Source organism: Kitasatospora sp. CB01950, assembly GCF_001905465.1.
Taxonomy (GTDB): Bacteria; Actinomycetota; Actinomycetes; order Streptomycetales; family Streptomycetaceae; genus Kitasatospora.
In genome coordinates, this window is record NZ_LISX01000005.1 from 373408 (window position 1) to 397410 (window position 24003).

25 protein-coding genes are annotated in these 24003 nt (G+C 71.3%); 9 read left to right on the plus strand and 16 right to left on the minus strand.

From position 1 onward, the window contains the following. The first annotated feature begins 68 nt into the window (after positions 1 to 68). Positions 69 to 569, plus strand: coding sequence for a hypothetical protein (locus tag AMK19_RS16195; protein WP_073812242.1), 501 nt, complete (start codon positions 69 to 71; stop codon positions 567 to 569). A 457-nt stretch (positions 570 to 1026) separates the two neighbouring features. Here AMK19_RS16195 and AMK19_RS16200 read toward each other — a convergent pair whose 3' ends face one another. Continuing rightward, positions 1027 to 1878, minus strand: coding sequence for a helix-turn-helix transcriptional regulator (locus AMK19_RS16200; RefSeq protein WP_241844429.1), 852 nt, complete (start codon positions 1876 to 1878; stop codon positions 1027 to 1029). A 101-nt stretch (positions 1879 to 1979) separates the two neighbouring features. Here AMK19_RS16200 and AMK19_RS16205 point away from each other — a divergent pair, with 101 nt between their 5' ends. From AMK19_RS16205 to AMK19_RS16215, 3 genes are all read left to right on the plus strand, one after another. Continuing rightward, positions 1980 to 3413 (plus strand): MFS transporter, encoded by a 1434-nt coding sequence (locus AMK19_RS16205; RefSeq protein WP_073812246.1) that lies wholly within the window; start codon positions 1980 to 1982, stop codon positions 3411 to 3413. Positions 3414 to 3542: 129 nt separating this feature from the next. Next, on the plus strand, positions 3543 to 4118 hold the full coding sequence (locus AMK19_RS16210; protein ID WP_083646887.1) for an NADAR family protein: 576 nt from the start codon (positions 3543 to 3545) through the stop codon (positions 4116 to 4118). Positions 4119 to 4421: 303 nt separating this feature from the next. Next, complete coding sequence (locus tag AMK19_RS16215) at positions 4422 to 6020, plus strand: hypothetical protein (protein WP_073812247.1); 1599 nt, start codon at positions 4422 to 4424, stop codon at positions 6018 to 6020. Between the two features lie 263 nt (positions 6021 to 6283). Here the strand turns inward: AMK19_RS16215 and AMK19_RS16220 are convergent, their stop codons facing one another. Next, positions 6284 to 7666, minus strand: a complete 1383-nt coding sequence (locus AMK19_RS16220; protein ID WP_073812249.1) for a glycine--tRNA ligase — start codon at positions 7664 to 7666, stop codon at positions 6284 to 6286. Between the two features lie 285 nt (positions 7667 to 7951). Between AMK19_RS16220 and AMK19_RS16225 the strand changes: the two genes are divergently transcribed. The 4 genes from AMK19_RS16225 (at position 7952) to AMK19_RS16240 (ending at position 11270) form a co-directional block, all read left to right on the plus strand. Beyond that, positions 7952 to 8917 (plus strand): metal ABC transporter substrate-binding protein, encoded by a 966-nt coding sequence (locus AMK19_RS16225; RefSeq protein ID WP_073812251.1) that lies wholly within the window; start codon positions 7952 to 7954, stop codon positions 8915 to 8917. A gap of 99 nt (positions 8918 to 9016) precedes the next feature. Next, the gene (locus tag AMK19_RS16230) at positions 9017 to 9844 is read left to right on the plus strand and encodes a metal ABC transporter ATP-binding protein (protein WP_073812252.1); all 828 of its coding nucleotides are present in this window, start codon (positions 9017 to 9019) and stop codon (positions 9842 to 9844) included. Beyond that, the gene (locus AMK19_RS16235) at positions 9844 to 10812 is read left to right on the plus strand and encodes a metal ABC transporter permease (protein ID WP_443135016.1); all 969 of its coding nucleotides are present in this window, start codon (positions 9844 to 9846) and stop codon (positions 10810 to 10812) included. The genes AMK19_RS16230 and AMK19_RS16235 overlap by 1 nt, the downstream gene beginning before the upstream one ends. 35 nt (positions 10813 to 10847) lie before the next feature. Beyond that, entirely contained in the window at positions 10848 to 11270 is a 423-nt protein-coding gene (locus AMK19_RS16240) for a Fur family transcriptional regulator (RefSeq protein ID WP_073812256.1), read from the plus strand. A 139-nt stretch (positions 11271 to 11409) separates the two neighbouring features. On the opposite strand, the gene AMK19_RS16245 is transcribed toward AMK19_RS16240, so the two are convergent. The 4 genes from AMK19_RS16245 to leuA all read right to left on the minus strand — a co-directional run bounded on the left by AMK19_RS16245 (position 11410) and on the right by leuA (position 15857). Beyond that, positions 11410 to 12246 carry an isoprenyl transferase gene (locus AMK19_RS16245; RefSeq protein WP_073812257.1) on the minus strand — a complete coding sequence of 279 codons (837 nt, stop codon included), beginning with the start codon at positions 12244 to 12246 and terminating at the stop codon, positions 11410 to 11412. A gap of 2 nt (positions 12247 to 12248) precedes the next feature. Further along, the gene (recO, locus tag AMK19_RS16250) at positions 12249 to 12995 is read right to left on the minus strand and encodes a DNA repair protein RecO (protein ID WP_073812498.1); all 747 of its coding nucleotides are present in this window, start codon (positions 12993 to 12995) and stop codon (positions 12249 to 12251) included. 174 nt (positions 12996 to 13169) lie between these two features. Beyond that, positions 13170 to 13835 (minus strand): hypothetical protein, encoded by a 666-nt coding sequence (locus AMK19_RS16255; protein WP_083646889.1) that lies wholly within the window; start codon positions 13833 to 13835, stop codon positions 13170 to 13172. Positions 13836 to 14072: 237 nt separating this feature from the next. Then, on the minus strand, positions 14073 to 15857 hold the full coding sequence (gene leuA / locus AMK19_RS16260) for a 2-isopropylmalate synthase (protein ID WP_073812261.1): 1785 nt from the start codon (positions 15855 to 15857) through the stop codon (positions 14073 to 14075). A gap of 352 nt (positions 15858 to 16209) precedes the next feature. Between leuA and AMK19_RS16265 the strand changes: the two genes are divergently transcribed. After that, complete coding sequence (locus AMK19_RS16265) at positions 16210 to 16476, plus strand: protealysin inhibitor emfourin (RefSeq protein WP_073812262.1); 267 nt, start codon at positions 16210 to 16212, stop codon at positions 16474 to 16476. Positions 16477 to 16560: 84 nt separating this feature from the next. On the opposite strand, the gene AMK19_RS16270 is transcribed toward AMK19_RS16265, so the two are convergent. From AMK19_RS16270 to AMK19_RS16310, 10 genes are all read right to left on the minus strand, one after another. After that, the gene (locus AMK19_RS16270; RefSeq protein WP_073812264.1) at positions 16561 to 17274 is read right to left on the minus strand and encodes an alpha/beta fold hydrolase; all 714 of its coding nucleotides are present in this window, start codon (positions 17272 to 17274) and stop codon (positions 16561 to 16563) included. A 37-nt stretch (positions 17275 to 17311) separates the two neighbouring features. Then, positions 17312 to 18244, minus strand: a complete 933-nt coding sequence (era, locus tag AMK19_RS16275; RefSeq protein WP_073812265.1) for a GTPase Era — start codon at positions 18242 to 18244, stop codon at positions 17312 to 17314. Between the two features lie 56 nt (positions 18245 to 18300). Further along, a complete protein-coding gene (locus tag AMK19_RS36000) occupies positions 18301 to 18462 on the minus strand; it encodes a hypothetical protein (RefSeq protein WP_158071912.1) in 162 nt (53 codons plus the stop codon). A gap of 82 nt (positions 18463 to 18544) precedes the next feature. After that, positions 18545 to 18898: a cytidine deaminase gene (locus AMK19_RS16280; RefSeq protein ID WP_073812267.1), complete on the minus strand. Its 354-nt coding sequence runs from the start codon at positions 18896 to 18898 to the stop codon at positions 18545 to 18547. 98 nt (positions 18899 to 18996) lie between these two features. Further along, positions 18997 to 19983, minus strand: a complete 987-nt coding sequence (locus AMK19_RS16285) for an aldo/keto reductase (protein WP_073812268.1) — start codon at positions 19981 to 19983, stop codon at positions 18997 to 18999. An 84-nt stretch (positions 19984 to 20067) separates the two neighbouring features. Next, positions 20068 to 20607 (minus strand): DUF4383 domain-containing protein, encoded by a 540-nt coding sequence (locus AMK19_RS16290; RefSeq protein ID WP_073812270.1) that lies wholly within the window; start codon positions 20605 to 20607, stop codon positions 20068 to 20070. After that, entirely contained in the window at positions 20607 to 20846 is a 240-nt protein-coding gene (locus tag AMK19_RS16295) for a hypothetical protein (RefSeq protein ID WP_073812500.1), read from the minus strand. Before AMK19_RS16295 ends, AMK19_RS16290 begins: the two co-directional genes overlap by 1 nt. Positions 20847 to 20961: 115 nt before the next feature. Beyond that, positions 20962 to 22299 carry a hemolysin family protein gene (locus tag AMK19_RS16300; RefSeq protein ID WP_073812271.1) on the minus strand — a complete coding sequence of 446 codons (1338 nt, stop codon included), beginning with the start codon at positions 22297 to 22299 and terminating at the stop codon, positions 20962 to 20964. Between the two features lie 13 nt (positions 22300 to 22312). Next, positions 22313 to 22807: an rRNA maturation RNase YbeY gene (ybeY, locus tag AMK19_RS16305; protein WP_073812273.1), complete on the minus strand. Its 495-nt coding sequence runs from the start codon at positions 22805 to 22807 to the stop codon at positions 22313 to 22315. Positions 22808 to 22821: 14 nt separating this feature from the next. Next, positions 22822 to 23925 (minus strand): PhoH family protein, encoded by a 1104-nt coding sequence (locus tag AMK19_RS16310; protein ID WP_143200231.1) that lies wholly within the window; start codon positions 23923 to 23925, stop codon positions 22822 to 22824. Between the last annotated feature and the right edge of the window lie 78 nt (positions 23926 to 24003).

The following is a 24003-nucleotide window of genomic DNA, read 5'->3' on the forward strand; positions in this document are numbered from 1 at the left end:
TGGCTACACCCCAAAGACGGAGCCGCACGCTACCGACAAGATCCTTGCGCCACAGGATTCTTGACGGCATGACGAACACGAACCTGATGCGTTGCAGCCGCAGCCCGCTCTCCGCCGCCCCTGGCGCCGTCCTGGATTTCCCGTCGGCCGGGTCCGAACTCCTTGGCGGTGTGGGCGGGTTGGGCCTGATCGCCGCGGTCGGTCCGTGGTCGGTGCGCCTTTGCGCCGGCCGCCGCCCGGCCATGGAGGTGTACGAGTACGGCGAGTTGCTCGACGTGGTGGTCGAGTCCTCGCTCGGTGATGCCCAGTTGCGCGGAGCGCGGCGTGGCCGGGCCTATGGGCCGGTGGAAGGACCGGTCTCCTGTGCGTGGGGCCGATGGCCACCGGGCGCCTCGCCACGGCCGGTGCTGTTCCGGCCGGGCGGGCTGCGTCGCCGCGCGGTGCAGCCCGATGCGGTGCGGACGACGGGCCGTTTCTGGTTCGCCTCGGCGGCCGGGGAGTTCCGCTGGGCGCAGGTGTGCGGCCCCTCGGCCCGCGCCGAGCACCCGGAGTCGGGGAGGGCGGCATGAGTGCGTTCGCTTCGACCCTCGTCCGGGTGAGCGGGGATGTACGCCCGGCCCGGTTCGGCACCGCGGGCCTGCGGGTCGGCCCGGTGCCGGTGGAGTTGCTGTTCCTGGGCTGCGGGATGGTCCTGCTGCCCTGGGCGGCGCTGCTCGCCACGCTGCCCGGCGGGTCGGCCTGGGCTGTGCTCGATGTGGTCGAGTCGGCGGCGCTGTCGGCCAGTGCGGTGCTGCTGCGGCAGGGCCGGAGCCCGCGGTGGCCGGCCTGGTCGGCGGCCGTGCTGCTGGTGGCCGACGCCGGGTGCGACGTGGCAATGGCGGCGCGCGGGCCCGAGCTGGTGGCGGCTCTGCTGATGGCGCTCTGCGCGGAGCTTCCGCTCGCCGCCCTGTGCTGTTCGGTGGCGCTCGGTCGGCCCGGTCCGGGTGCGGGCGGCGCGCCGTCCGCACCCGGGCGCCGGGTCGGCCGTCAGCCGGTGCCGGCCAGTCGGTGGAGGCGGTCCCGGGTGTCCTGGTCCTGGGGCACGTACCCGACCAGGCGGGTGCTGCTCCTGGGCCCGAGCCACAGGTTCGTGTACTCGAAGCGCAGCAGGCCGACGTCGGGCAGCACGAACTGCTTGAACCCGTTGACCATCCCCGACACCTCGTGGCGTTCCCAGGCCTCTTCGAAGTCCGGGGAGGCCTTGCGCAGCCGACCGACCAACGCCTTCCACGCGGGTTCCGCCGCGTGGTCGCCCATCGAGGTCCGGAAGCGCGCCACCACCCCTGCTCTGGCGGCCGCCAGGTCCGCCAGGTTCCTTGCGAATGGAGTATCGGTGAAGACCATCCACATGATGTTGCGGTCCTCTTCGGGGATCACGTCCAAGTCCCCGGCCAGCCAGGTGTACGCCCGGTTGTACGCGAGGATGTCGAACCGACTGCTGATCACCACGGCCGGGAACAGGCCGAGTTGGTCGACCACGGCCCCGATCGCCGAATTGACGGTGGGGCAGTCCCGCACCGGAGTCGGGTCCTCGGAACCGGCCAGTGTGAACAGGTGCGACCGTTCGGTGCGGTCGAGCAGCAGAGCCCGGGCCACCGAGTCCAGGACCTGGGCCGAGACCTGGATGTCCCGTCCCTGCTCCAACCACGTGTACCAGGTGACCCCTACGGCGGCCAGACCGGCGACCTCCTCGCGGCGAAGTCCCGGGGTACGACGGCGGCCGACGACCGGCAGGCCGACCTGTTCGGGCGAGATGCGCTCCCGGCGGCTGCGCAGGAACGTGGCCAGTTCGCGCCTCCGTTCGTCGGCGGGGGTGTGAAGGTCCGTGGAGGTAGCCATAGCACCAGGGTGGACCATCGCAGATCCTGTTGCCAGGTACTCCTTATACCTGGATAAACACCGCCTGGTACCAGGCTGAGAGGAGCCTCATCGTAGTACCCGTGACTCAGCAGACAGTGCTACCTCAGATCTCGTCGCCGGTCCGGCCCGCGGCACCCGCACTGGGTTCCGCCGGCCTGATCACCGTCCTTCTGGGCGCCTTCCTTCCGATGCTTGACTTCTTCATAGTGAACGTCGCGCTGCCGACCATCGACCATGATCTGGTCGCCGGCCCCGCCGTCCTGGAACTCGTGGCGGCGGGCTACGGCATTGCCTTCGCCGTCCTGCTCGTTCTGGGCGGGCGGCTCGGCGACTCCTTCGGCCGACGGCGGCTGTTCATCGCCGGAGCCGTCGCCTTCGCCCTCACCTCGCTCGCCTGCGGTGCCGCCCCCACCGCCTGGACCCTGGTTGCCGCCCGGGTCGCCCAGGGAGCCTCCGCCGCTCTGCTGCTCCCCCAGGTCCTCGCCACCATCACCGCCACCACCAGCGGTCAGCAGCGCGCCCGGGCCCTCGGCATCTACGGAGCCGTCGGCGGCATCTCGGTGGTGATCGGCCAGGTACTCGGCGGGCTCCTGGTCTCGGCGGACCTCTTCGGCACCGGCTGGCGAGCCGTGTTCCTGCTGAACGTCCCCTTCGCGCTGCTCACCGCGCTCATGGCGGCGCGTCATGTCCCGGAGAGCCGGGCGGAACGCGCCGCCGGCGTGGACCTCTCCGGCACGCTCCTGCTCACCGCGACCCTGCTGGCCCTGTTCGTTCCACTGATGGAGGGCCGGGCGGTCGGCTGGCCGCTCTGGACCTGGCTGTCCCTGGCCGCGTTCCCCGTCCTCGCAGCGGCGTTCGTGACGATGGAACGGCGGGCCGAACGGGAAGGGCGGGTCCCCCTCGTCCCGCTCTCGCTCCTGCGGATTCCGGAGATGCGGCGCGGCCTCGGCGTGGCCGTCCCCTACTTCACCGGATTCGGCGGCTTCATGTTCGTGATCGCCCTGCTGCTGCAGGACGGACTGCACCTCGGCCCGGTCTCCGCGGGCTGGGCACTGGTGCCGATGGCGGTCGGCTACTTCGGCGCCTCCCTCGCCGGGCCCCGGCTGGTCGGCCGGTTCGGCAGCCGGGTCATCACGGCCGGCGCGGTGGTCCAGGGCTCCGGCCTGCTGACCCTGATCGTCACCGCGCTGGGCGACTGGTCGCACTTCTCTCCGCTCCGGATGCTCCCCGGCGTCGCGCTCGCCGGCGTCGGACAGGGGCTGGTGGGCATGCCCCTGTTCCGGGTGGTGCTCTCCCGGGTTCCCGCCGAGCGCGCGGGGGTCGGCAGCGGCGTGCTGGCGACCACTCAACAGTCCAGCCTGGCCCTGGGGGTGGCCACGCTCGGCACCCTCTTCATCGGGCTCGTCCCCACCATGGGGATGGCGAACGCGCTGGCTCTGGTGCTCGGCATCCAGACGCTCGGTTCCCTGGTCATCTGCTGGTTGAGCATCCGGCTGCCGCGTTCGGTCGGATGACGGCCGCTCCCCCCGCGAGCCGGGGCCGGAGCAGGCACCACACGCCCACAACGGGCCGACCCGGAGAAGGCCGCGGCCCGCGAATAAATGGCGGGCCCGGCCTTCGGGTCCGGTGCGAGGATGCCCCCCATGACGACTCCGGACATCCTCACGAGCGACGCACGTACCCGCGAGCAGTTGGTGGCCGCGATCGCGTCCGGGAGCAGGCCCAAGTACCTGCACTTCTGGGGCCACCGACCGCAGCCGGACGGGCAGATCGGGTCCGGCTCCCTCAGTCAGTGGTGGCCGTCGCCGTTCACCGTCGACGGCGTCGAGTACGCCACCGCCGAGCACTGGATGATGGCCGGCAAGGCACGGCTGTTCGGTGACGAGGAGAGCGTCCCGCGTATCCTCCGGGCCCGGACGCCCGCCGAGGCCAAGAAGTTGGGCCGCTTGGTCGACGGCTTCGACCAGGACGCCTGGGAGGCCCACCGCTTCGAACTGGTGGTCGCGGGCAGCGTCGCCAAGTTCGGGCAGGACGAACGACTCCGGGACTACCTGCTCCGCACCGGGTCGCGCGTCCTGGTGGAGGCCAGCCCGCTCGACCGGATCTGGGGCATCGGGCTGGCCGCCGACGACGAGCGGGCGAACTCGCCGTCGCAGTGGCGCGGGCTGAACCTGCTCGGCTTCGCGCTGATGGAAGCACGGGCCCGACTGGCGGTCTGACACCTCATCAACCCTGGTCGGCGGGACGGAACAAGCCCCGAACCCTCACAAGTCGGGCGAGTCGGGCGGCGACGGCCCCACGTCCACGAAAGCCGTCGACCTGTCGCCGAAGCTGCACTCGCATTTCTGTCTCGAAAACGTTATGACTTACTCCCGTAACGTGGCCGCCGTACGGCAGCACCAGGATGGCCACGAGTCGTCATGTCGGGGGCCGAACGGGGGACCCCGTGGAAAAGTCAGGCGGGGATGACCGTGCGCGATCGGGGGCCGGAGTCGGCCGATGTCCAAACGCTCAGAGCGGAGTTGGACGAACTGCTCCGGGCACGGCAATTCGCCGCCCAACGCGAGCGCCGACTCAGTGAAGAACTGCGGGCCGGCCGCGGACCCGACCACATCTCCGGGCCCGGCCGCCCGTCCCGGCAGCCCGACCCCGAGCTGCTCCGGCAGCTCGCCCAGGCCCAGAACCTCCGCGAGGGCCTCGGGGCGCGCTGCCTCGAACTGAGTGACCGTCTGCTGGCAGCCGAGGACCGTCTGTTGCCCGGCCGCTCGGCCACCGAGCCGCCCCTGCGCCCGGGCCGCGCCCCGGCAGGCCCCCCGAGGGAGCGCACCGACCCCCAGGCTGGCTGGGGCGCGCCGCCGATCCCGCCGCAGCGCCCGCACTCGTCCGCCGGACGCGGCACGCCCGCCGGGCGACCGGCCCCGGAGCGCACCGACCCGACCACCGGCGCCTCGCCGAACCGTCCCCGCCCCGCCGACCGTCCCGAAGGATCCGCAGGACAGACCTCCTGGGCCAGAGCGGGCACATCCGGCGGCCAGGCCGGCGGCACCCGGCCCGCCGACCCGGGGCTCCCGCGCCGCGAGGGCTCCCACTCGGAGCGCCCCGGCCCGCACCACGGCCCCGCCGGCGCCTGGAACAACCGACCCGGCCCCGCCGCACCCGTCGACAGGCTGTCGGCCCCGGCCGGGCAGCCCACCGGGCAGCAGGCCGGCCTCAGCGACGACCGCTTCCGCCCGGTCGCCTCGGGACGCGGACCGGCCGCACCGAACCCAGGCACGCCGAACCCGGGCGTGCCGAACCCGGCCGCCCCGCATCCGGGCGGGGCTCCCGACATGGAGGACGCGGCGCAGTCGTCCGGTCCGATGCGGCCGCGGACGACGGTGGAGCTGGTGGCCCTGGTGCAGCGCATCAACGGCCTGCACCAGCAGGGCGCGGCACAGGAGTCGGCGGCCATCCTGCGCCAGGTCGCCACGATGATCACCGCGGAGGACGTGGCCCAGCTGGCCACGCTGCTGCAGCAGAACGGTCCGGCGGGATCCTCCACCTACTTGGCACGCTCGGTCTCCGCCGGGCCCCCGGAGCACGCGGCGGCCGCACTCGCGGTGCTGCGCCGCGACGGTCTGCTCGACGAGGCGGCCGACCTGTTCCACACGCTGTGGTCGGCGAGTTCGGCGGCACTGCCGGCGCTGCTGGCCGCCCTGGAGCAGTCCGGCCAATCCGCCGACGGTCAGACCCTGCTGTGGGAACGCGCCTCCGCTCCGGCCGAAGAACTCGCCGAGTTGGCACAGCACTTGAAGTCCGCCGGGCGAACCGACGACGTGCGCCACCTGCTGCGCCAGGCGGCGGGCCGGCCGATCAACGAAGTCGCCGCGATCGCTGGCGCGTTGAACGAGGAGAGCGCGGCGGAGCTGATCCGCGAACTGGTGCGGCTGCGGTCCGCGAGTGACATCGGCCGGTTCGGCGCCGCGATCCAGGCGGCGACCGAGCTGTACGACACCCTGCTGTTCGCCGCCGACGACCTGGAGGAGAGCCGGGCCCGCAGCATTTTCACCGCGCTGCGCACCAGCGGGCTGCCGACCGAACCGTCGCCGCGCCCTCGCTCGCGGTCCCGGTCTCGTCGCTGAATGCCACAACCCGCCACAACCCGCCACACAACGCCAAGGCCCGCCACTGGGTGCCACGGAACGCCCAGGAATGCCACCAGCCGCCACGGAACGCTGGCTGGCGGGACCACCCCGGCCGCGTCAGCCACCGCGACGTCCGGAAACACCGCAGCTCCCGGAGACATCGCGGCTCCCGGAAAACACCAAGGCTCCCGACCCGCGAACTCGCGGGCCGGGAGCCGGAAGTGGTGCTCAGCCGGTGGGACCCACCGGCGGGTGCGGCGTCAGCAGCCGATCAGGCGGGCACCCAGGTAGGACTTCACCTGGTCGAGCGACACGCGCTCCTGCGCCATGGTGTCACGCTCGCGCACGGTCACCGCGTTGTCCTCAAGGGTGTCGAAGTCGACGGTGACGCAGAACGGCGTGCCGATCTCGTCCTGGCGGCGGTAGCGCTTGCCGATCGCACCGGCGTCGTCGAACTCGACGTTCCAGGCGGAACGCAGGTCGGCGGCCAGGCCGCGGGCCTTCGGGGAGAGGTCGGCGTTGCGGGAGAGCGGGAGCACCGCGACCTTGACCGGGGCCAGGCGCGGGTCGAGTCGCATGCCGACGCGCTTCTCCATGACGCCCTTGGCGTTCGGCGCCTCGTCCTCGAAGTAGGCGTCGATCAGGAAGGCCAGCATGGCGCGGTTGAGGCCGGACGCGGGCTCGATGACGTACGGGTAGTACCGCTCGTTCGCGTCCTGGTCGAAGTACTTCAGGTCCTGGCCGGAGGCCTCGCTGTGCACCGTCAGGTCGTAGTCGGTGCGGTTGGCGACGCCCTCGAGCTCGGAGAACTCGCTGCCACCGAAGTTGAAGCGGTACTCGATGTCCACCGTGCGCTTGGCGTAGTGGGACAGCTTCTCCTTGGGGTGCTCGAAGAAGCGCATGTTCTCGGTGCGCAGACCGAGGTCCACATACCAGTTCCAGCGCTGCTCGAGCCAGTACTCGTGCCAGGTCTCGTCCTCGCCCGGCTTGACGAAGAACTCCATCTCCATCTGCTCGAACTCGCGGGTCCGGAAGATGAAGTTGCCGGGCGTGATCTCGTTGCGGAAGCTCTTGCCGACCTGGGCGATGCCGAACGGCGGCTTCTTGCGCGAAGTGGTCTGAACGGCCCGGAAGTTGGTGAAGATGCCCTGCGCGGTCTCCGGGCGGAGGTAGGCCAGGCCGGACGCGTCCTCGGTGACACCGAGGTGCGTCTTCAGCATGCCCGAGAACTCCTTGGGCTCCGTGAAGGCACCCTTGTTGCCGCAGTTCGGGCAGTTGATGTCGGCCAGGCCGTTGGCCGGGAGCCTGTTGTGCTTGGCCTCGTAGGCCTCTTCCAGGTGGTCGGCGCGGAAGCGCTTGTGACAGGAGAGGCACTCGGTCAGCGGGTCGTTGAAGGTCGCGACGTGGCCGGACGCCTCCCAGACCTCGCGGGCGAGGATCACCGAGGAGTCGATACCGACGACGTCCTCCCGAGCGGTGACCATCGCACGCCACCACTGGCGCTTGATGTTCTCCTTGAGCTCGACTCCCAGCGGACCGTAGTCCCAGGCGGCGCGGGTACCGCCGTAGATCTCGCTGCAGGGGTAGACGAAGCCACGGCGCTTGCTCAGGCTGACGATCGTGTCGATCTTGTCGGCGGCCACAGTGCTCTCTTCAGTACGACGGCACGGTCAGGGCACGGCTGGTTGCGCGCGCCCGAAGAAACTCAGGGTACCGGGGATGGTGGGGCGGGATTCAACTCGATAGTGCACCGCCCACCCGCCGCCCACCCGCCGTCCTCCCGCCGGGAGCCCGGCGCGCGGGCGGCGGACAGCAGCGCACGGGGCTGCCGGCACCGGCTCGTGGAAGGTCGCCGGGGCAGCAGTGTGACCCCGATCGCCCCAAACGCAAGTTGACAATCATTTCCACATAAGATGAGAATGGTTGTCATGAAGAATCGCCGCCTGTCCACCCCGATAGCCCTCGCCGCCACGGCGGCGATCGGCGCCCTCCTGCTCTCCGCCTGCGGCGGTACCAGCAGCGCGGCCGGTGAGGACGGCGGAAAGCTGAACGTGGTGGCGTCGTTCTACCCGATGGAATTCCTGGCCCGGCAGATCGGCGGCGAGCACGTCAAGGTCGCCGACCTGACCGCCGCCGGTGTAGAGCCGCACGACCTGGAACTGACCGCCAAGCAGGTCGCCGCGGTGCAGCGGGCCGACACGGTGATCTACCTCAAGGGCCTGCAGCCGACCGTGGACAAGGCGGTGGCGCAGACCCACCCCAAGCACGTGGTGGACGCCACCGCCGCTTCCCCCCTGGTGGACCACCACCTGGACGAGGGCGCCGACGAGACCGACGGCCACAGCGGCGAGCACGACCACGAGCACAGCGACGCCGCCGGCGACCCGCACATCTGGCTGGACCCGACCCGGTACGCGGCGGTCGCGAAGAGCGTCGGCGCGGAACTCGCCGAGGTCGATCCGGCCCACGCCGCCGACTACCAGCGCAACACCGACACGCTGGTCGGCCAACTGGCCGCCCTGGACCAGGAGTTCCGGGACGGCCTGCAGAACGTCAAGACCAAGACCTTCATCACCAGCCACGCCGCCTTCGGCTACCTCGCCGACCATTACGGCCTGAACCAGGTGGCGATCAACGGCGTCGACCCGGAGGCCGAGCCCACTCCGTCCCGGCTGGCCGCGATCCAGCGCGCCGCCAAGGACAACGGCGCCACCACCGTGTTCTTCGAGGCCCTGGTCAGTCCCAAGCTGGCCAACACCGTGGCCGCCGACCTCGGTCTGAAGACCGCCGTGCTCGACCCCCTGGAAGGGGTCAAGGAGCCGGACCATAACGACTACTTCTCCGTCATGCGGCAGAACCTCGGCAACCTGAAGGCCGCCCTCGGCGCAAGCTGACCGGCCCGAACCGGCCGGCCCGACCGAACACACCGGCCGACCGACCGGCCCCCACCCGAACCAACCCGACCAAGCGGCGCAAGCCGAGCGAGGAACACCATGAGTGCTGTCATCTCCACGGCAGACTCCGACCGGCTGCAGCCGTCCTCCGGTGAGGACGCGGGGCCGGCGGTCGTCAGCCTCCGGGGCGCGGTCGCCACCGTCGGTGGACGGCCGGTGCTGCGCGGCGTCGATCTCACCGTCCGACCGGGCGAAGTGGTGGCGCTGCTGGGCGCCAACGGCTCCGGCAAGTCCACCACCGTGAAGACCGTCATAGGGTCGGTGCCGCTGGCGCAGGGCAGCCTGGAGCTGTTCGGGCGGCCGCGGCGCAAGTTCCGGGCCTGGCACCGGGTCGGGTACGTGCCGCAGCGCACCACCGCGGCCGGCGGCGTGCCGGCCACTGTGCGCGAGGTGGTCTCCACCGGGCGGCTGCCGCAGCACGGCTTGCTGCCGTTCCGGCGCACGGACCGCGACGCGGTGGACCGGGCGCTGACCTCCGTCGGCATGCTGGACCGGGCCGGCGACGGGGTGGCCAACCTGTCCGGCGGGCAGCACCAGCGGGTGCTGATCGCCCGCGCCCTGGTCGGCCGTCCCGACCTGCTGATCATGGACGAGCCGATGGCCGGCGTCGACGTGGACAGCCAGCAGGTGCTCGCCGACATCCTGCGCACCGAGGTCGAGCGCGGCTGCGCGGTGCTCCTGGTGCTGCACGAACTCGGGCCGCTGGAGCCGCTGATCGACCGCGCCGTCGTCCTGCGCGACGGCTGCGTCGCCCACGACGGGCCGCCGCCGCGGAGCGTCGGCCAGCACGCGCTGCCCGGCCACGACCACGTTCACCCGCACGCCGACGACCACCACCACCGCACCACCCCGGGGCTGTTGACATGATCGAGATGTTCCAACCCGACTTCATGCAGCGGGCGTTCCTCGCCGCCGTACTGGTCGGCATCACCGCTCCCTCGGTCGGCATCTACCTGGTGCAGCGCCGCCAGGCGCTGATGGGCGACGGTATCGGGCACGTCGCGCTGACGGGTGTCGGCCTCGGCTTCCTGTTCCAGACCGACCCGATCTGGATGGCCGTACTGGTCTGCGTTGTCGGCGCGATCGTGATGGAGCTGGTCCGCGCCCGCGGCAACCAGCGCGGCGACATCGCGCTGGCGATGCTCTTCTACGGCGGCATGGCCGGCGGCAAGCTGCTGGTCTCGATGAGCAGCCAGGCCGGTTCCAGCAGCCTGGAGAGCTACCTGTGGGGCTCGATCCTCACCGTCTCCCCCGGCGACCTGGCGCTGATCGGCGGGCTCGCGGCGATCGTCATCGCGGTGACCGTCGGCCTGCGACGGCAGCTGTTCGCGGTCTGCCAGGACGAGGAGTTCGCCCGGGTGACGGGCCTGCCGGTGCGGGTGCTCAACCTGCTGCTCGCGGTGATGGCCGCGGTCACCGTGACCGTCGCCATGCGGGTGGTCGGCCTGCTGCTGGTGAGCGCGCTGATGGTGGTCCCGGTGGCCGCCGCCCAGCAGTTGACCCGTTCCTTCGCGGCCACCCAGGCCGCCGCGATCGGCGTCGGCGTGGTGACGGCGCTGCTCGGCGTCGGCACCTCCTACCAGGCCGACCTACCGTCCGGCCCGACCATCGTGTTCCTGGCCATCCTGGCTTTCGCCCTGTTCAGCGCGATCGCCGCGCCACTGGCCAAGCGCCGACACAGGTCCGCCGCCGAACACGGCCCGGCGGTCTGCGACGTCGCGCTGCCCCATCAGGGCCCGGACGCGGCAACCGGCCCGGACGCGCCGGGGGGTCCGGCGGCGACCGGAGCGCCGCTGTCGGGGGAGACGCTGTCAAGTCGGGGGCTGGCACAATGATGTGCGAAACCCAGCCGATCAGCAGGAGGACCCCGGTGACCACCGCAGGCCCGTCGCCGCGCGCGCGATCGACTCGGCAGCGCACCGCCGTCTCGGCGGCGCTGGACGAGATCGAGGATTTCCGCAGCGCGCAGGAACTGCACGACATGCTCAAGCACCGGGGTGACTCGGTGGGCCTGACCACCGTGTACCGGACGCTCCAGTCCCTCGCCGAGGCCGGTGAGGTGGACGTGCTGCGCACCGCCGAGGGCGAGGCGGTGTACCGCCGGTGCAGCAGCGGGCACCACCACCACCTGGTGTGCCGGCACTGCGGGGCGACCGTCGAGGTCGAGGGTCCGGCGGTCGAACGCTGGGCCAACGCGGTCGCCGCCGAGCACGGGTTCAGCGACATCGCGCACACCCTGGAGATCTTCGGCACCTGCGGCGACTGCGCCGCGAAGCAGCAGGCGGCGCAGTAGCAGCAGCCCGCCACGCGCGGAGGGCCCGGATCGGAACAGTCCGATCCGGGCCCTCGACGTCGGCGGACGTCCGGACGACCACCCAGACGTCCGGGCAAACGCCGCGAGGCAGACACCCGGGCAAACGCCCGGCCAGCCGTCAACGCTGCGGCGGCACCTCGGCGCCGGCACCGGTGTCGTTGGGCACGGCCCCGCCGAAGCGGCGGTCGCGGCGGGCGAACTGCTCGCAGGCGCGCCACAGGTCGCGGCGGTCGAAGTCGGGCCAGAGCACGTCCTGGAACACGAGCTCGGCGTACGCGGACTGCCAGGCCAGGAAGTTGGAGGTGCGCTGCTCGCCGCTGGGGCGCAGGAAGAGGTCCACGTCCGGCATGTCCGGGTAGTAGAGGTACTTCGCGAACAGCTTCTCGTTGACCTTCTCCGGGTTGAGCTTCCCGGCGGCCACGTCGCGGGCGATGGCCAGGGCGGCGTCGGCGATCTCGGCCCGGCCGCCGTAGTTGACGCAGAAGTACAGCGTCATAGCGTCGTTGTTCTTGGTCTGCTCCTGGGCGACCTGAAGCTCCTGGACGACGCTCTTCCACATCTTCGGCATCCGGCCGACCCAGCGGATCCGGATGCCCATGGCGTCCATCTCGTCGCGGCGGCGGCGGATCACGTCCCGGTTGAAGTTCATCAGGAACTTCACCTCGTCCGGGGAGCGCTTCCAGTTCTCGGTGGAGAAGGCGTACAGCGAGAGGTTCTTGACGCCGATCTCCAGGCAGCCGCGCAGCACGTCGAGGACGACGGCCTCGCCGACCCGGTGGCCCTCGGTGCGGGGCAGGCCGCGTTCCTTGGCCCAGCGGCCGTTGCCGTCCATGACCACCGCGACGTGGTTCGGGACGAGCTCGCCGGGGATCTTCGGCGGCTTCGCTCCGCTCGCATGCGGGGCCGGGACTTCGTACGTCCGCTGCTTGCTGCCGAACAGCCGTCGCGCGACCATGTTCACTTCTCCACGTATCTCATCGAGCGGATGCCCCGCTCCAAGTGCCACTGCAGGTAGGCGGCCACCAGCCCGCTGCCCTCGCGCCAGTACCGCGGCTCGCAGGCGTCGGCGGTCTGCCAGTCCCCGGACAGCAGTGCGCCGAGCAGTACCAGTGTCTCAGGGGAGGGTACGGCACTTCCGGGTACTCGACAGTCGCCGCACAGCACGCCGCCGGCCTGGAGGGAGAAGAACCGATTGGGGCCGGGGAGTCCACAGCGCGCGCAGTCGGTGAAGCTCGCGCCGTAGCCGTTGACGGCGAGCGAGCGCAGCAGGAAGGCGTCCAGCACCAGGTGCGACTGGTGGGTGCCGTCGGCCAGCGTGCGCAGGCCGCCGACCAGCAGCAGGTACTGCTGGACGGCGGGCTGGCCCTCGTTCTCGGCGAAGCGTTCGGCGGTCTCCAGCATCGCGGTGCCCGCGGTGTAGCGGGTGTAGTCGTCGACGATCCGGGCGCCGTAGGGGGCGATGGTCTCCACCTGGGTGCACAACGGCAGGGTGCGGCCGACGAGTTCGCTGCCCCGGCTGAAGAACTGGATGTCGACGTGCGAGAACGGTTCGAGGCGTGCGCCGAACTTCGACTTGGTCCGGCGTACGCCGCGCGCCACCGCCCGGACCTTGCCGTGCTGGCGGGTCAGGAAGGTGATGATCCGGTCGGCCTCGCCGATCTTCTGGGTGCGCAGCACGATGCCGTCGTCGCGGAAGAGACTCATGGTGGTTCCCATTGTCCCGTACCGCACCGACAGCACGGCGGTGGCGGCGGCGGCGGCGGCCGGCACGCAGCCGTGAACCCGCACCGGGGCGGTGGTGCTCTTCACCCGTGCGGTGCGGGACACGGCGGGCCCGGGAGGGGGGAGTACGGGCCCGGCCAGGGGAGGCGGAACGGGTCAGTGCGGGGCGCGGGTGGCGGCCTCCAGCAGCCGGTCGACCTGCTCGCCGGTGAGGTCGAGGCAGCGGCCGACCACGCCGAGCGCGGCCCGTTCCTGCGGGAGGTAGCGGCCGTCGGCGAGGGCGACCATGGCACCGAGGGTGAGCAGGCGTTCGCGGCCCTGGACGAGCAGGTGCGGGGCGAGCGGTTCGAGTGCGGCGTGCAGTTCGACGGCCAGGCCGCCGCCCGCGACGTCCACGTCGAGGGGTTCGCCGCCGCCGTGTCCGGAGAGCGCGGCGAGCGAGGCCAGCACCTGGGCCTCGCCGCAGTCGTCGAAGCCGGCTTCCTTGATGACGGCGCAGGCGGCTTCGCGTCCGCTGCGGCTGCCGGTACCGCCGGCCGCGAGCGCGGCCAGCGCGATGGTGTACTGGGCGTCGCGGAGCATCGCGCCGAGCCGGACGGAGGTCAACTGCTCCAGGGCGTCGGTGCCGTGGCGGCCGCGGCAGGAGGTGCACTGGACGCTGCGGACCACACCGCCGAGCGGCAGGACCGGCGTACCGAGCAACCGCAGCCACCGCCGGCCGTGCTGCCGACGGTAGTTGCGGTCCCCACCGCAGCCCGGGCAGAAGAACTCGCCGAGGACGTCCGTCCGCCAACGAGGGCGAACACCCCACAACCCTGTCACGGCGCCACTCCCCAGACATGGCAGGCGGCCTGCGCATCAATGGGCAGGTCACGCGACCGGACGCCGTGGCCGTCCCACCGACCCCGGTTCCGGTCCGTCGATGTTGCCACGGTTACCGGCTCGTGTCAGCACCCTGAACGGGTGCCGAGGGGAAAATTTGTGACCGGGGCCACACCTCAAGAGTGTGGCCCCACACGTTACTTAACGGTACGTCAGTCACGGCGGACCGACCGCAGGTCAGTCGCGCTGCGCGGCCCGGTTGACGGCGCTGACCAGGGCCTTCAGCGAGGCCAGCACGGTGTTGCCGTCGATACCCACGCCCCACAGCACCTTGTCGCCCACGGCGCACTCGACGTACGCGGCGGCCTGAGCGTCGCCGCCCTCGCTCAGCGCGTGCTCGGCGTAGTCCAGCACGCGGACGTCGATGCCGATCGAGGCCAGCGCGTGGACGAACGCGGAGACCGGGCCGTTGCCGGCGCCGGTCAGCGTGACGGGGGTGCCGTCGACGACCGCCTCGGTGGTCAGCGCGTCGCGGCCGTCCTCGGTGGTCAGGCTGCGCGAGCCGCTCAGCGAGATCCGGCCCCACGGGTTGGCGGGGGTGGGCAGGTACTCGTCCTGGAAGACCGCCCAGATGTCGGCGGGGGTGACCTCGCCGCCCTCGGCGTCGGTCTTGGCCTGGATGATCTTCGAGAACTCGATCTGCATCCGGCGCGGCAGGTCCAGCTTGTGGTCGTTCTTCAGCACGTAGGCGATGCCGCCCTTGCCGGACTGCGAGTTGACCCGGATGACCGCCTCGTAGCTGCGGCCGACGTCCTTGGGGTCGATCGGCAGATAGGGCACGCCCCAGGTGTACTCGCCGACCGGGACGCCCGCGGCGGCGGCGTCGGCCTCCAGGGCGTCGAAGCCCTTCTTGATGGCGTCCTGGTGCGAGCCGGAGAAGGAGGTGAAGACCAGGTCGCCGGCGTAGGGGTGGCGCTCGGGCACCGGCATCTGGTTGCAGTACTCGGCGGTGCGGCGGATCTCGTCGATGTCGGAGAAGTCGATCATCGGGTCGACGCCCTGGGAGAACAGGTTCATCCCGACGTTGACCAGGTCCAGGTTGCCGGTGCGCTCGCCCTGGCCGAACAGGCAGCCCTCCACCCGGTCGGCGCCGGCCATGACGGCCAGCTCGGCGGAGGCGACGCCGGTGCCGCGGTCGTTGTGCGGGTGCGCGGAGACGCAGACGAACTCGCGTCGCGACAGGTTGCGCGACATCCACTCGATCTTGTCGGCGTAGACGTTCGGGGTGGACCGCTCGACGGTGGTCGGCAGGTTCAGGATGATCTCGCGGCCCTCGCCGGGCTGCCAGACGTCCATCACCGCCTCGCAGACCTCCAGCGCGTAGTCCAGCTCGGTGTCGATGAAGATCTCCGGCGAGTACTCGTATCCGAAGACGGTCTCGTCGCCCAGGATCTTCTCGGCGTACTCCATCACCAGCCGGGTGCCGTCCGTGGCGATGGCCTTGATCTCGTCCTTGCTCGCCTTGAACACCACCCGGCGGAACATCGGCGAGGTGGCGTTGTACAGGTGGACGGTGGCCCGGGGCGAGCCCTTCAGCGATTCGACGGTCCGCTCGATCAGGTCCTCGCGGGCCTGGGTCAGCACCGAGATGGTGACGTCCTCGGGGATCGCGCCCTCTTCGATCAGCGAGCGGACGAAGTTGAAGTCGGTGGCGCCCGAGGAGGGGAAGCCGACCTCGATCTCCTTGTAGCCCAGCTTCACCAGCAGGTCGAACATCTTGCGCTTGCGGGCCGGCGACATCGGGTCGATCAGCGCCTGGTTGCCGTCGCGCAGGTCGGTGGACAGCCAGCGCGGGGCCTGGGTGATGACCTTGCTCGGCCAGGTGCGGTCCGGCAGGTCCACGGTGCCGAAGGGTACGTACCGCTGGAACGGCATCCCCGAGGTCTTCTGCTGCACGGTCGCGGCGGTGATCGGGGTCGGACGGTCGACGAACGCGCGGGCGACGGAGGACTGTTCGGTCATGGCTGGAGCTCTCGGCTTCCCTTGTCGAAGGCGGTCTGCGGTCGGGGGATCAGGACACCCGACTCGGCCGACTGGATGCACCGCCGCGGATCACGCTGGGCGCAACACGACTCCCCGCGGCGAGGGGGCCGGCCTTCACTGGACTACAGGCCCTCGCCGCGGCAGCTAAGAAGAAGCAGCCGGATACGCATGATGCCGCCACTGTAACCCGGGCGGCCCACCGGTCGCAGTGAGCCCCGCCACGATCCCACCCAGTGAGACGGGCCGCGCACGCGGGGCGAGTGGCGGGCCGGTGCGGCAAGTTGGTGAAAAGCCTCGGCAAACCCGTTCGCCGCGCTGCACACTGGCATCCATGCGTATCCAGGTCACCCGCACCGGCGGGTTCGCCGGCCTGCTCCGGTATGCCGAGATGGACACCGAGCAGCGCACGGACGCCCCGCACGTGCACGCGCTGGCACGCGAGGCGATGGCCGGCGGGCTGCGCACGCCCGCGTACGGCGTGCCCGACGGCTTCCACTACGAGATCAGCGTCGACGGCCGCACCGTCCACTGCGCCGACCCCGAACTTACCGACTCCCAGCGCGAGTTGATCGGCCTGGTGCTCCGCGAGGGCGCCTGACGCCCGAGCCCGCCGAAGGGCCGGCCGCCTGGCGGTCCACGGCCGGCGGACTGGCGGCCTGGCGGTCCACGGCCGACGGCCGACTCAGATCCAGCCGTCCAACGAGGCCAGGAACCCGTCCGGGTCGTCCCGGTGGATGCAGTGGCCGGTGCCCGCGACGGTGCGCACCTCGTAGCCGCGGCGGCGCAGCTCGGCGGCCTCCTCGGGAGTCACCATGGCGCTGGCGTCGGCGAGTTGGACCAGCGAGGGGACGGCCGGGGCGCCCGGCAGGGCGGACAGTTCGGGGTGCGCCCACAGGCCGACGGCGGTGTCGCTGTCCCAGGCGGCGAGACCGGCGAGTTCGGCGTCCACGTCCTCGGCGGCCCAGCCGGGATGCATGGCGGTGATGAACGCCCGGGTGCCGATGCGCCGGAAGACGACGAACGGCTCCGGCCCGAGCCCGGGCCGGTCGAAAGCGAACGGCGGGTCGCTGTAGACGACGCGGTCCGGCTTGAGCCGGTCCACGGCCCGCCACAGCGCGAGCGCGCCCAGCGAGTGCCCGACGGCCAGCGTGGCTCCGGCGGGCAGGGTGTCGGCGAGGTCCTCGGCGAACTGCTCGGGCCCGTACCGGTCGGCGGGGGTGGCGCCCTCGCCGCGCGGCGAGGCGCCGTGGCCGCGCAGGTCCACACCGATCACCCGGTAGCCGCGGGCGGCGAGGGCGGGGCCGATCACCCGCCAGGTGCGGTGGTCGGACTGCAGGCCGTGGATCAGCAGAGCGGTCCGGTCGCCCCCGCCCCACTCGTGGGTGTGCAGCTTCACGACCGGCCCCTCCGCTTCAAGCCCGTTCGACGCCCCGTCAGAAGCCGAGCTTACGCAGCTGCTTCGGATCGCGCTGCCAGTCCTTGGCGACCTTGACGTGCAGGTCCAGGTAGACCGGGGTGCCGAGGAGCGCCTCGATCTGCTTGCGGGCGGTGGTGCCGACGTGCTTGAGCCGGGCGCCCTTGGCACCGATCACGATGGCCTTCTGGCTCTGCCGCTCGATGTACACGTTGGCGTGGATGTCCAGCAGCGGACGGTCGGCGGGCCGGCCCTCGCGCGGGATCATCTCCTCGACCACCACGGCCAGCGAGTGCGGGAGTTCGTCGCGCACGCCCTCCAGGGCGGCTTCCCGGATCAGCTCGGCGACCATGATCTGCTCGGGCTCGTCGGTGAGGTCGCCGTCGGGGTACAGCGGCATGCCCTCGGGCAGCAGCTTGGTCAGCAGGTCGGCGACCAGGTCGACCTGCTTGTCGCCCACGGCGGAGACCGGGATGATCTCGGCCCACTCGATGCCGAGTTCGGCGCCCAGCTGGTGGACGGCGATCAGCTGCTCGGCGAGCCGCTTGGAGTCCACCAGGTCGGTCTTGGTGACCAGCGCCACCTTCGGGGTGGACTTCTTGATCTCGGCGAGCTCCTTGGCGATGAACTTGTCGCCGGGGCCGAGCTTCTGGTCGGCGGGCACGCAGAAGCCGATCACGTCGACCTCGGCCCAGGTGCTGCGGACCAGGTCGTTGAGGCGCTCGCCGAGCAGCGTGCGGGGCTTGTGCAGCCCGGGGGTGTCCACCAGCACGAGCTGGGCGTCGGGGCGGTGCACGATGCCGCGCACGGTGTGCCGGGTGGTCTGGGGACGGTCGGAGGTGATCGCGACCTTCGTCCCGACCAGGGCGTTGGTCAGGGTCGACTTGCCCGCGTTGGGACGGCCGACGAAACACGCGAACCCGGAGCGGTACGGGGAGGAAGGGGCATTCATGCCACCCATTGTCCCCGATCGGCCGGGCCGTCCCGGCCATTGGGTCGGGCGGCCGCTCAGCCGGCCTTCTTCTTCCCGCCGCCCATGATGCCGCCGACCAGGACCAGCGCCAGCAGCGCCAGGGTGCCGCCCAGCCACCACGGGGATCCGGTCTCGTGCCAACGGCCGAAACCCATGACGCACAGCAGCAGTCCGCAGAAGAACGCGGCGACGCCCATGACCCCTCCCCCACCGAAAACACCCCCGGCCGGTGCGATTATCGCACCGGCCGGGGGGTTGTCGAGGGGTTCGGCAGAAGCCTCAACGCGCCTCGGCGACGACCTTCAGCGTGCCGTCGGGACCGGCCAGCAGCACCGGGGTCCCGGCGCCGCCCAAGTCCCGCACGGCCGCCAGGTCGGCCGCCGCCGGCTCGTCCGCGGCCGAGACCACCGCGGCCGCCTCCAGGCTCTTCGCCCCGCTGGCCACCGCCATCGCCACGGCCGTCTGCACCGCGCTGAGCTGCAGCGACTCCAGCGCGACCGTCCCGGCCACGTAGGTGCGGCCGGTCTCGTCGCGGACTGCGGCGCCCTCGGCCACGCCGTTGCGGGCGCGGGCCGAGCGGGCCAGCGTGATGATCTTCTTGTCCTCGGGGTCCAGCTCGGAAATCTCGGTCATGGCCCGAGCATAAGTGGCGCACCGGCGCACCGGCCGGGGCGTCCGGCCCTCGACCACTCACCGGCCCAACCCGTGAACAGGCCGGTCCCGGATCCGGCTCAGCCCTTGAGCAGCGCCCCCTCGCCGGCCGGCGCGAACGCCGCCAGCGCCGCGTCGATCCGGGCCAGCACGGCGTCGTCCAGCACCAGGTCCGCCGCGGCCAGGTTCTCCGCGATGTGCGCGGGGGTACGGCTGCCCGGGATCGGCACCACGTGGTCGTCCTGCCGCAGCAGCCAGGCCAGCGCCAACTGGCCTGGGGTGACGCCCAGTTCCGAGGCCATCGCGCGCAGCGGCGCGTACCGGTCGTTGTTCGCGGCCAGGTTCTCGGCGGAGAACCGGGCGATGTTCTGCCGGAAGTCGCCCTCGTCGAGCTGCTGCACGGTGCCGGTCAGGAAGCCGCCGCCGAGCGGGCTCCAGGCCACCACGCCGACGCCCAGCTCGCGGGTGGCGGCCAGCAGCTCCGGGTCGATCGGCTGCCACATCGACCACTGCACCTGCACCGCCGCCACCGGGTGCACCGCGTGCGCGGCGCGCAGCTGCGCGGCCGTCACGTTGGACAGCCCGAGGTGCCGCACCAGCCCGTCCCGGATCAGCTCGGCGACCGCGCCGACGGTGTCCTCGAACGGCACCTGCGGGTCCGGGAAGTGCGGGTAGTACAGGTCGATCACGTCGGTGCCGAGATTGCGCAGCGACTGCTCCGCGTAGCCGCGGACGTACTTGGGCTCGCAGTTCACCGCGATCTCCTCGAAGGCGAAGTGCACCGGGAAGCGGTGCGCCTCGGCGCCCTCCGGGATGCGGAGGCCGAACTTGGTGGCGAGCACCACCTCGTCGCGCCGGCCGGCCAGGGCGCGGCCGATCAGCTCCTCGTTGTGTCCGCGGCCGTAGCCGTCCGCGGTGTCGATCAGGCGGGCCCCGGCGTCGATCGCGGCGTGCAGCGCGTCCTCGCCGCGCCGGTCGTCGATCTCGCCGTACACGCCGGGCGAGAGCACCATCGCGCCGAACCCGATCGGCGAACTGGCCAGCGCCCCCAGCATGCGCTCCGTCATCGCGTCCCCCCTCCAAACAGGCTGCGGCCCAACGGATCTGACGATCCGTCGGGCCTGGTACAGCCCCACTCTACGCCGCGGCGATCAGTGTCCGGTCGGGTTCGGCGGACCGGGTCGCAGCACGTTCACCAGCGCGGGCGGGCCGTTCGGGCGCTCGGCCGGATGCTCGTGGCGTTTCTTCCAGTACGGGTTGTCCTGTGGCAGGTGGCTGCTGACTCTGCCGTACATGCCGAAGGTCAGGATCACGAAGCCGAAGACGAAGCTGAAGACGACGTTGCCGATGTGGAAGGCGAGCCGGTTGGCGCTGGAGTCCAGCACCATCAGGCCGACGAAGCCGGCCAGCACGAACAGCACGCCCATGATCATGTTGATGTTGGAGGCGATGTTGCCGCCGATGATCGCACCCAGGATCAGGATTCCGCCGGCCACCAGCGACAGCACGCTCAGTGCGCCGTTGCTGGACATGCCCAGCACTTCCTTGCCCGAGGTGTCGATGAAGCCGGGGCTGCCACCGACGAGCCCGAGGATGCCGAACGCCACCAGGAACAGTCCGCCCAGTCCGGCGCCGTAGCGGTACACCTGGCCCAGCCGGTGGTCGACCGGCAGTTCGTCGTGGAGTCTCATCACGTCCTCCCCGCGTGGTCGGACCGGAGGAACGGAACCTCGTGCAGGTACAGCGACCCGCACTGCTGGCAGCAGTGCAGCCCGGTGCCCCAGGCCTCCTCCGGCTTGCTCTCGGCGTCCGAGGCGATCTCGGCGCCGCACATGCCGTGCGAGAGGTCGGTGTCACGGACCACATGCCACCTGGCCACCCCGCCGGCCGGCCCGCTGGGGCCGTATTCCGCGCGCAGTAGATGTGCCATGTCTCCCATGGTCGGCGCGTTCCGGGGGGTCAGGCAAACGGGCCCCGGGCCGAACCGTCCTGCCCGGCAAGCCGGTTGGGACGGCCCGTCCAGGGCCCGCTGCGGGTACGACGGACTACGCTGCGTGCTCCTCTGCGGAGTCCTCGGCGTGCCTGACGCGCTCCTCGACCCGCACCGGCGCGGCCACCACGGTGCCGATCCGGTTGCGGCGGCCCGCGGAGCTCTCCGCGGTGAGGCTGATCGCGGCCAGCCCGCTGCCCTCCGGCACCGGCACCTCGCAGGCCGACCCGGGGATCGGCACCCGGCCCAGGCACTTGGCGAGCAGGCCGCCGACGGTCTCGACGTCCTCGTCGTCCAGCTCGATGCCGAACAGCTCGCCGAGGTCCTCCACGGTGAGCCGGGCGGTGATCCGGTACGTGCCGTCGCCGAGGTCCTCGACCGGGGCGATCTCCCGGTCGTACTCGTCGGTGATCTCGCCGACGATCTCCTCCAGGATGTCCTCGATGGTGACCAGGCCGGCGGTGCCGCCGTACTCGTCGATCACGATCGCCACGTGCGAGCGCATCTGCTGCATCTCGCGCAGCAGGTCCGCGGCCGGCTTGGAGTCCGGCACGAACACCGCCGGCCGCATCACCGAGTCGACCTGCTCGGACTCGGCGTCCCGGTTGATGTGGGTGCGCCGCACCAGGTCCTTGAGGTAGACGATGCCGACCACGTCGTCCTCGTTGTCGCCGACCACCGGGATCCGCGAGAAGCCCGAGCGCAGCGCCAGCGTCAGCGCCTGCCGGACGGTCTTGTGCCGCTCGATCATCACCAGGTCGGTGCGCGGCACCATCACCTCGCGCACGATGGTGTCGCCCAGCTCGAAGACCGAGTGCACCATCCGGCGCTCCTCGTCCTCGATCAGGTCGTCCTTCTCGGCCAGGTCGACCAGCGCCCGCAGCTCCGCCTCGGAGGCGAACGGGCCCTCCCGGTAGCCCTTGCCGGGCGTCAGCGCGTTGCCCAGCAGGATCAGCAGCCGCGGGATCGGCCCGAGGATCCGGGCCAGCGGCAGCAGCACGTAGGACGCCGCGGTGACGGTGCTCAGCGGGTGCTGGCGGCCGATCGTGCGCGGGGAGACCCCGACCATGACGAACGACACCAGCACCATTACGGCGAACGCCACCAGCACGGCCAGCCAGGTCTGCTGGAAACTGCGCACGCACACCACGGTGACCAGCACCGCGGCGGCCATCTCGGCGGCCACCCGGATCAGCGTCGCCAGGTTCAGGTAGCGGATGTTGTCGGAGGCCAGCGTCAGCAGCCGGTCCGAGCCGCGGCGGCCCGACCGGACCGCCTCCTCGGCCCGGAACCGCGACATCCGGGAGATCCCCGCCTCGGCGCACGCGGCCAGCCAGCCGAGCACCACCAGCAGCAGCGCCCCGATCAGGAAGGTCGTACTCTCACCACTCACAGACGGCCGGCCCTCAGTGGACGGTCGGCGCCGGCGACAGACCGGTCAGCCCGCGGCCGGCCCGCCAGTCGTCCAGGATCCGCTTCTGCAGCGCGAACATCTCGCGCTCCTCGTCGGGCTCCTCGTGGTCGTAGCCGAGCACGTGCAGCACTCCATGGACGGTGAGCAGCTGCAGCTCCTCGTCCATGGAGTGCTTGGTCGGGGCGGCCAGGCCCTGTTGCTCGGCCACCTCCGGGCAGAGCACGATGTCGCCGAGCAGGCCCTCCGGCAGGTCCTCGCCCTCCTTGCCGGGACGCAGCTCGTCCATCGGGAAGGACATCACGTCGGTCGGACCGGGCAGGTCCATCCACTGGACGTGCAGCTCCGCCATCGACTCGCTGTCGTAGAGGATCACGGAGAGCTCGGACTGCGGGTGAATCCGCATCTTGTCGAGGGCGTAGCGGGCGACGTCGAGGATGGACTCCTCGTCGACGTCCCAACCGGACTCGTTGGCGATGTCGATCGACATGGAGGGCTCAGTACTCAGCTTTCGGTGCGATGGGACTGCCGGGGCGCCCGAGCGCCCCGCCGTTGGACGGGTTTGCGGTCGCCGGACTCCTCGGACTCCTGCCGGGCGTCCCAGCGTTCGTACGCGTCCACGATGCGGCCGACCAGCTTGTGCCGCACCACGTCGGTGCTGGTCAGCACCGAGAAGTGGATGTCGGGCACGTCGGCCAGGATCTCCTGGACCACCTTCAGACCGCTGCGGGTGCTACCCGGCAGGTCGATCTGGCTGGTGTCGCCGGTGACCACCACCCGGGAGTTGAAGCCGAGGCGGGTCAGGAACATCTTCATCTGCTCGGGCGAGGTGTTCTGCGCCTCGTCGAGGATGATGAACGCGTCGTTCAGGGTGCGGCCTCGCATGTACGCCAGCGGAGCCACCTCGATCGTGCCGGCGGCCATCAGCCGCGGGATCGAGTCCGGGTCCATCATGTCGTGCAGCGCGTCGTACAGCGGCCGCAGGTAGGGGTCGATCTTCTCGTAGAGGGTGCCGGGCAGGAAGCCCAGCCGCTCCCCCGCCTCGACGGCCGGCCGGGTCAGGATGATCCGGTTGACCTCCTTGGCCTGCAGCGCCTGCACGGCCTTGGCCATCGCCAGGTAGGTCTTGCCGGTGCCGGCCGGGCCGAGGCCGAAGACGATGGTGTGCTTGTCGATCGCGTCGACGTAGCGCTGCTGGTTGAGCGTCTTGGGGCGGATCGTGCGGCCCCGGTTGGACAGGATGTTCGCCGTGAAGACCTCGGACGGGGCCGGGTGGGCCGGGTCCTCGGCGGCGCTCCTGAGCATGGTGATGGAGCGCTCCACGGCGTCCTCCGTCAGTGGCTGGCCGGTGCGCAGCACCAGCATCATCTCGGTGAAGAGCTGCTTGACGAGCGCGACCTCGGCCGGAGAGCCGGTGGCCGTCACCTCGTTTCCGCGGACGTGGATGTCGGCGTCCGGGAAGCCGTCCTCGATCACTCGCAGGAGCGAGTCGGCCGCGCCCAGCAGGGTGACCATCGGGTGCTTCTCCGGGATGACTATCCGGGTGCTGGCGGCCGCCGCGTCGGGGCGCCGCTGTCCGTCGGTTCGGGTCTGCGTCGTGTCAGTCATGGGTCGGCGCTACGGCCTGCCTCATCCCAATCCGTCGTGTCGTGTGGCTAGGGCTCTCCAGGCCACCAGGGTACGCCG